The sequence below is a fragment of the uncultured Ruminococcus sp. genome, from assembly GCF_934476685.1.
Lineage (GTDB): Bacteria > Bacillota > Clostridia > Oscillospirales > Ruminococcaceae > Hominimerdicola.
This window is the reverse complement of record NZ_CAKSNX010000038.1, coordinates 1-3,129: the sequence shown is the minus strand read 5'-3', so window position 1 is coordinate 3,129 and position 3,129 is coordinate 1. Positions and strand designations below refer to the sequence as shown.

The following is a 3,129-nucleotide window of genomic DNA, read 5'->3' as shown; positions in this document are numbered from 1 at the left end:
GAAGATACCGCAGTAGCGGGCTAACCCCCGCTACAAACCCCTTTGACAGTGTGTTTTCCTAATAGGCGCTAATCATAGGCTATATGCGCGCCCTTCTATGGGACCATTTGGTTCGTTACACAGTGGAACAAGAGAGTCTATAACCTCGTATAAACATCAAAGCGCCGAGAGGACTTTTGCTCTCTGCGCTTTGATGTGGAAATCAGCCTAGAAGTCTGCAATCTTTGAGTATGTCTCGGATCGGCTCCCAGATCGTAAGGGATGGATTGTCTGTGTAGTAGGAAAAGCCCTTGTACTTGGTCTTTGCTTTTTCATCTCGTTCATTTGCGGCCATGAGCTTGTCCGCACGGAGAACTGCGTCACAAACATCCTTCAGTGTCAGCATATTCAGGCACTTGGAAAACTCATCCTTTTCTTTATATTGCTTCAAAGACACGAATTTCGTTCCATATGCCCGATTGAGCAGATCAAGATACTGCTTTTTATGGGTCAAGACCCGGTTGCAGTCGCTTTTATGGAGAATCATCCAGAGTTCAAAGGTGAAATTGCTGTACCCTAAAGTATACTGAATCTTCTTTTCTTTTTTCGCCTCATTTAGTTCTGAGAGAACTGCCTGAAAGCGTTTTACTTCATCTGGCTCATTGCTTTCAACGTCGCACAGATGGATGACCTTCGGCTTTGTCATACGGTTGACTGTTTTTGCATAGCTCATCGGATTTGGCTCTTTCTTTGAAGCAATAGAGACTTTATAAGCCGCATCACCGCAAGCATTGATCTGCTTCTCAAGCCAGTCCAGATACCACTTTTCGGTATCGCCTTCGACAGTAAACGTATAGGAGATATTTTCCTTGCGGTCAGCCATCTTTCTTCACCTCACTTGCATCGATGATCTCCTTGAGGATAGAAGAAAAGTCCACATCTTTGATAGCGCCGTAGCGATTAACAAAGTAATTGTTCATATAGGCTTCGCCTTTTCGTACACCATTTGCCGTTTTAAAATCCGAAAGCGCATAATGAACACTGCAATTTGTCGTTTCGTCTCTCTCCACAAATTTGATTTCATCCCTGCGGAATAGAGATGCATCCAGAAAGATAGGGTTGTGGGTGTTAAAAATCAACTGTGCATGCTTCTTGTTGATCTCATCGTTATGAAAGATACTGATGATGTTCATAAGAGCCATGGGATGAATCGAAGCATCAAATTCGTCCATAACCAATGTTGCCCCATTTAACAGCGCACGAATAATAAGGGGAAATTCATTTACAAAACGGAGTGTGCCATAGGACTCAAAAAGTTCCGCAGGAATAGCCGCTTTTTGTCCGTGGTCATCCACAATAGAACAAAGCTCGGCGCGTTCTCCATCGATTCGATATCCCAAAGCATTTGCGGTAATACCGAATTCTTTAGCAGCTAACGTCAGCGTTTTATCCACATAAACAGTATTGTCCTTCGGATCGGCAAACTTACGCATTGCCTTAAGCGAATCAGAGCGGTAGATCACCATAAACTTATTCTCGAACCAATTGAGGATCATCGAGACAAGTTCTTTAGAAAATATTGTTTTATATCCGTTGCATAGGAATAGTTCCTCGTCATTCAAACCGCTCTCTGCAATTTTGATCGCGGTATTCAAATTGCCCATGACAGACGGATTCAGATATTGTTCAGTAGCGGATGAAGTTTCCAACTTCAAATGATTCGTGCGAATAAAGACAGGGTGCTCGTTAACCGAAAGCTTCTCTTCAATAATTTTACGCTTGAAATCTTTGTCAAGAAATTCTCCTAACTGAAGTGACAAGGAATACTCCACCACAAGTCCGTTCTCAAGAAAACGAATGTAAAAGCTGGTTGGTGCCGGGGAATTGCCCTGATTTGGAATCAGTTCCAACATGGCAGAAGCCGGGTTTGCTGTCACAGTGGGGTCAGCATCTTTGATATGGCCCCGGAGGACAATTGCTCGCATCGTGTCCATAGCACCAATCAGGTTTGTTTTTCCGGAAGCGTTTGGACCGTAAATGACCGCAGAAGAAAGGGCACGATAGGTCTTTGCCCCAACTTTTTGCTTCTGAATACTAAAATCAAGACCTGTTTGCCGAGGCGCCGGCATCATAAAGAAGTCGGCTTGCTCAAAAAACGACTTATAGTTGCTGATTTTGAAGTCAAGTAGCATCTTTAAAGCCTCCATTTGCAAAATTCTTGCAATTCAATTATAAATTAGCATATTTATAGCCACTATGTCAATAATATATCCAGTTATATGCGAAATATTTGCATTTGCATATTTCTCTCATATGAGTTGAAGGCTCAATTCCCACGCAATCTGCTTTTACTGATCTTTGGCCCCCATTGCTCGAAAATACATGGAAAGGCTGTAATTTTTGCACCATACGCACTATATGGAGAATTAAAATTATAAAAACATTGCTTTCTAAGCGTCTTTGTGTTATTATAATAATGTAAAGTCTCTCATTTGCCGTAACGAAAGTTCGGAAGTCTCTTATCACGCATGGGCAGAATTTGCCTGCGTGTCGTTTCATATCATTATCTATTTTTCCCACTATCCTTTTCAGGAGAGTGGGATTTTTATATTAGCTGAGTAAAATTCAAGGCGCCAGGAGGAAATGATCGGCCTCCCGGCGCCTTTTTATAATAGATGCACCTTTTATCCACTTTCCTTGTTTTCTAAAGGCTTGTATCCGCAGCGGTCTCCGGGGACCGAGGATGACAGGCCGCCCCTTCCCCGCACCATGCCGCCTAAAGCGACCCGCTTGTACCTCCGGAGACAGGTACCTCGTCCGCGTGGCAGCGGCCCGTATGTCTGGAGTAACATCCCCCTGTCGTGCACCGTGACGGACAGCTCAGTGCTCAGCATTCCGGCAGCCAACCGGAGTGCGCGGATACGCGATATCCGTTTGTACGTGACGCGCAAGCGTCAAACCCCGCCCCTCCCTTTTGCGGCAACTGTCTTGGAGACCGGCCCCTGGCCGGCAGGCAGCTGTCCGTAGCCGGAGGCGGCCCGGAACAGGTTATTTTCACGGTCTCCGGGAAAATAACCTGTGATAGGTCCCAAGTTAACCGGATTCTCTGTTGGTAATACAGGAAATTTTGGTGGGTCGTTGGGCGCCCGC

The 3,129-nt window shown here is 45.0% G+C and carries 2 protein-coding genes; both read right to left on the bottom strand.

What is annotated here, in order from left to right; all coding sequences use genetic code 11:
- Positions 1-202: 202 nt before the first annotated feature.
- Positions 203-862, bottom strand: coding sequence for an RloB domain-containing protein (locus Q0E19_RS11720; protein ID WP_294409715.1), 660 nt, complete (start codon positions 860-862; stop codon positions 203-205).
- Complete coding sequence (locus Q0E19_RS11715) at positions 855-2,171, bottom strand: ATP-binding protein (protein ID WP_294409714.1); 1,317 nt, start codon at positions 2,169-2,171, stop codon at positions 855-857. Before Q0E19_RS11715 ends, Q0E19_RS11720 begins: the two co-directional genes overlap by 8 nt.
- Positions 2,172-3,129 lie beyond the last annotated feature (958 nt).

What these genes read in the sequence shown, in the direction of transcription:
- Q0E19_RS11715 (WP_294409714.1), bottom strand. Translation starts at nt 2,171, where the DNA reads ATGCTACTTGACTTCAAAATCAGCAACTATAAGTCGTTTTTTGAGCAA.
- Q0E19_RS11720 (WP_294409715.1), bottom strand. Translation starts at nt 862, where the DNA reads ATGGCTGACCGCAAGGAAAATATCTCCTATACGTTTACTGTCGAAGGC.